The sequence below is a fragment of the Acidithiobacillus sp. genome (assembly GCF_023255755.1).
Lineage (GTDB): Bacteria > Pseudomonadota > Gammaproteobacteria > Acidithiobacillales > Acidithiobacillaceae > Acidithiobacillus.
Window position 1 is genome coordinate 1 of the sequence record NZ_JAGDVS010000134.1, and the last position, 4108, is coordinate 4108.

7 protein-coding genes are annotated in these 4108 nt (G+C 58.0%); 1 reads left to right on the forward strand and 6 read right to left on the reverse strand.

What is annotated here, in order from left to right; all coding sequences use genetic code 11:
* Positions 1 to 166: 166 nt before the first annotated feature.
* The 6 genes from Q0C48_RS09295 to Q0C48_RS09320 all read right to left on the reverse strand — a co-directional run bounded on the left by Q0C48_RS09295 (position 167) and on the right by Q0C48_RS09320 (position 3291).
* Positions 167 to 1144 (reverse strand): ParM/StbA family protein, encoded by a 978-nt coding sequence (locus Q0C48_RS09295; RefSeq protein WP_291523684.1) that lies wholly within the window; start codon positions 1142 to 1144, stop codon positions 167 to 169.
* Complete coding sequence (locus Q0C48_RS09300; RefSeq protein ID WP_291523686.1) at positions 1141 to 1845, reverse strand: hypothetical protein; 705 nt, start codon at positions 1843 to 1845, stop codon at positions 1141 to 1143. The genes Q0C48_RS09295 and Q0C48_RS09300 overlap by 4 nt, the downstream gene beginning before the upstream one ends.
* Complete coding sequence (gene icmT, locus Q0C48_RS09305; RefSeq protein ID WP_024894369.1) at positions 1842 to 2105, reverse strand: IcmT/TraK family protein; 264 nt, start codon at positions 2103 to 2105, stop codon at positions 1842 to 1844. The genes Q0C48_RS09300 and icmT overlap by 4 nt, the downstream gene beginning before the upstream one ends.
* Before the next feature lie 87 nt (positions 2106 to 2192).
* Positions 2193 to 2597 carry a type II toxin-antitoxin system VapC family toxin gene (locus tag Q0C48_RS09310; RefSeq protein ID WP_291523691.1) on the reverse strand — a complete coding sequence of 135 codons (405 nt, stop codon included), beginning with the start codon at positions 2595 to 2597 and terminating at the stop codon, positions 2193 to 2195.
* Positions 2594 to 2833, reverse strand: coding sequence for an AbrB/MazE/SpoVT family DNA-binding domain-containing protein (locus Q0C48_RS09315; protein WP_291523692.1), 240 nt, complete (start codon positions 2831 to 2833; stop codon positions 2594 to 2596). The genes Q0C48_RS09310 and Q0C48_RS09315 overlap by 4 nt, the downstream gene beginning before the upstream one ends.
* 74 nt (positions 2834 to 2907) lie before the next feature.
* Positions 2908 to 3291, reverse strand: a complete 384-nt coding sequence (locus tag Q0C48_RS09320; RefSeq protein WP_291523693.1) for a glycine zipper family protein — start codon at positions 3289 to 3291, stop codon at positions 2908 to 2910.
* A 488-nt stretch (positions 3292 to 3779) separates the two neighbouring features.
* On the opposite strand from Q0C48_RS09320, the gene Q0C48_RS09325 reads away from it, so the two are divergent.
* Positions 3780 to 4108 (forward strand): DUF6088 family protein (locus tag Q0C48_RS09325; RefSeq protein ID WP_291523694.1); only part of this gene is annotated, 329 nt, incomplete at its 3' end.

The following is a 4108-nucleotide window of genomic DNA, read 5'->3' on the forward strand; positions in this document are numbered from 1 at the left end:
GTATAAGAGACAGGCACCTGTTCGCGCAGGGCCATATCCAGGCGGACGCGTTCTTCACGTTCATGCTGCAGGATGAACAGCACATGATCCCGAAAGTCCTGCTCTATAGAGGATTCTGTATCCGTGGACGCTGACGCCGCTGGCGGATTGTCCGTTTCAGGCGGGGTCATACCGACTCCAGGGTCTCCAGCCAGGCCATGGCATTGGCATGGACCGCCTGTGGGTGCAGCTGGGCATGGGGCCAGTCGAATTGCCCCTCCAGCAGAAGGGCACCGCCGCCGATCAGAATGACATGATCGCAGTCTTCCAGGGTTCGGGCATGCCGCTCTACGCCGCGCTGGATACGCCCCGCGATTTCTTTTAAGGCCTCTTTTCGGGCGCTCTGTTGATCGGCCTCGGGAATCTCGGCCCCGTTAATGCGAATCCGCTTGTTCTGGATCAGGGCACCATGGAGAATTTTACGGTTGGGCAGACGCTTGCCACGCCTTTCCTCAATGGCCGTCTGAAACCGGTCTACGGCAGCGGCCACGCCCAGGTCCGGCAAAGTGCCGCAGCGACTGAAATCGACCTTGCCATTCTGTACGACCGTAATATCGGTGGTCCGCGAGCCAATATCCACCACGGCGATGGGTAGATCGGGATCTTCGCCCGGTGACTGCATGGCGACGACCAGCGACTGGGGCAGCACATGCACTCTGGCCGGTACGGGCAGATCGCTATCACCCTCCAGGGTGCGCAGCTGCACGGGAATCCGGTGGGTCTCGCGCTTGGCCGCAATCAGATCCTGGTTGGGGGTGCCGTTATCCCAGTAAAAATCACGCAGGGGCAGCCCGACGACCAGTTCAAACGCTTCAGGAGCGCCTACCTGGCGCAGGGCATGTGCCACCAGCACCCGGTTGAGGCTGGACAGGGCAAAACCGGCGAAGCGGGTATCTTCGGTCTGCAGGGTATCGACAACGGTGTAGGCTTCCCCTTTGGTCACATAAACCGTGCTGTCTGTCGGTGTGGCGCCGCCGATCTCAATCTGCTGGTAATCGCCGCTCTGGGCACGGGATGGTGTACTGAAGCTTTGCAGGATGCCTTCAGCCCGGTGGATGATCTTGATTTCTCCGTAGCCGTCATCACAGGCATAGATTGGTTTCATGGGATGTCCTCATTCAGGGGAGTGGATATGGGAGACGCAGGCGGTTGGGTGTCCTGCAACTGGGGATGGCTGGCGGCGATACGGGCGGCTATGCGTTCCCGGGCCTCGGCAATTTGCTGTTCAGTAGGGGGTTCCCGATCCAGTCCGGCGCCGAACGTGTCCAGCATGTTTTGATTCAGACGGCGCGGCCGTGCTTCAGGAGCGTCATCGGAGGGTATCGGTTCTGCCTGCCGGGTGAGTGGTTTGGAAATATCGGCCTGCAGCGGTGGGGAGAAAGTCTGTGTTTCCTTCTGGACCGGATGGGTTTCCCGATCAATGCCGGCAGCAATGGTGTCCAGCAGGGCCGCATTCTGTTTGGCCGGGGGTATCGTCTGCGGGAAAGCCGCTTCTATCTGGAGCGGATCTTGAGCTGGCAAGGCACAAACAGTTTCTGCAACATGGAATTTCAGGCGGAAAGGCCACTGTACTTGTGGCGTGGCTTCCTGTATTTCCTCTGGACCATAGGAAAGTTGGCAGACCGCGTTGACTGGATCAAAAAGGGGTACTCCACTCTTGTGGGCAATCATGAGTACGGGATGGACCGCCCGGCTCAGATGATCGATGGCGTAACGGGTTGTACTGGAATAGTCTTCCACCGATTCCAGCAGTATCTGGGAAAAGGGAGAGACATCCCCTGTCCGGAAACTCAGGCGGTCCTTCATACAGGGCCACGCAGGCGGGTATTGCCGAAGATAAACCGCACCAGTCTTCGCCAGGCCACGGCAGGGGTGTAGCCCTTGCGTTGCAGCCAGGCAAACAGGCCAATACTGACCACGGCCAGTATCAGGGTCAGCACGCTGAAATGGAAAAACAGGATGAGCAGGGGCCAGAAGGCGGAACCATCCAGTTTCCAGAGTTTGGGATCCTGACTGGAGAAACGCCAGGCATTCTCTATATCAAGATCCTCGTCAGACAAAAACATAAAAACCCCTTTGCGAAAGTCACAAAGGGGTTATAGGGATTTGTCGGACTGTTGGTACACGGTCGGACGGTGATATTCCGGTCGATGCTATGGGTCTGGCGAGGTAATCTTCAGTGCAGGGAAATAGGACCGATATCGGCGACTGTCACGGGTTAAAATGGGAAAACCCGAAACGGCGGCGTGCGCGCCAATAAAGAAATCTGCCAGCACATTCTGCTTTTGACCACCCCGTCGGAGATACTGGGCAAAGGCCTTGCCGGCGAGGAACAGGGCGGGTCGGGGGATATCGATGATCTCCAGACGCATCGCGCCAATCGCTTCATCCAGGGCCTCATGCGTCGAGAAGGTCAGGGAGAGCTCCGCATAAATGATCGGATTGATGACGGGTCGATGAATTTTTGATTGGTCGTACATCTGGGATAAAGACCATTCCGCCCACTTGGGATCATCCTCCAGAATGTCGACGAGAACGTTGGTGTCTACCAGGATCAATCATCACCACGCAGCAACTTCATCAAATCATCGGTACGCCACGGGATATCCGCCTTACCTCGTACGGCCGCGAAGGGGTTTACTCCGGAAGTATCCGGCTGTTCAGCCCGGTTTATCACCACTTCGCCATTTCGATTTACAGCAAACTCGACTGCACAACCTGGCGACAAGTGCAGGGTATCCCGGATGTATTTCGGGATGGTGACCTGTCCCTTCTGCGTGAGCGTTGAATGCATCGCGTATCTCCAAAAGTATTACGTTCATGGAAATGGTAATACATCGTTGCGCGGAGATACAACTGCCTATGTGCTCAGTTGTCCGGCGTGCAGGTATATCCTGCCGGACACGGCGGGGGTGGCGGTGGAGGCGCTGGCTGATTAGGGGTGCAGACATAACCCGGGGGACATTGGGGATTATTGGTCGGCGGTGCGTAATAGCCGGGCTGAACTTCATTCTGGGTAGCCTGGCCGGCATGGGCCACACCATAACCCGCAAGTCCACCCAGACCAGCACCAATCGCCGCTCCGGCCAGTGGGGCGCCTGTCTGGTTACCAATCACCGCCCCGGCCAGTGCGCCCAGGGCCGCGCCACCAGTGGCATCCGCCGTTGTCCCGTTACTGGCATAGGGGTTATTGGCACAACCCGCCAGCGGCAAGGCCAAGGCTCCGATCATCAACAGATAACGGGCGTTCATGATACCTGCTCCGAAGATGCATTTTCCCCTCCGGCATCCGTATTGCCCATGCTCGATCCCAGGCATCCGGACCCATGTCCCGGATTTCATCCATAGGACGTTCCGTCCAGCCCTGCTGTTCCGGTGACGGATTACTTGAAACATTTTCTCCAGTCGATCTGTCTATCAGCGTGCCGGGCACGCGCAGCCCTTGACGGAGAGAACGACGTGGTACGTTGAAGGGAGCAGCAAGGCCGCCTCCCACACACTCCACTGCCTCAACGGCAAGCGGCACGCGCAGACCCAAAGGGTCAGAGGTATCAGGGATCAAAGCCGCATGGCCGCGACTTGGCGAGAGGCACGGGGCAACGCCCGCGAGCCCGACGGCACCATGTGCCGGGACGCCAGACTGCCTTGGGTGATGGTGTCCGAAAAAAAACTCCATTTTTCGGACGAATGGCTTGTCATTAGTCCGAAAAACATGTACAAATATCGGACAGGATAAAATCATGTCTGATCTCAAATCCAACATCGCTGCGCAAATCGATACCGCCGGCCCAGGCCATGTCTGGGTGCCGACCGACTTTGCACAGCTCGGCAACCGCGACGCCATCGACAAAACCCTGCAACGCATGGTTCAGGCCGGTGATCTGCGCCGCATCGACCGGGGCCTCTACGACAAACCGACGCTCAACCGGCTGACGAAGCGACCCACTATTCCGGACTATCGTGCTGTGGTCGAGGCTATCGCCCGCCGCGATCAGTTGCGTCTGCTGGTGGATGGCATGACTGCCGCCAACGATCTCGGACTGACCGATGCCGTGCCGGCCCGTGTCAC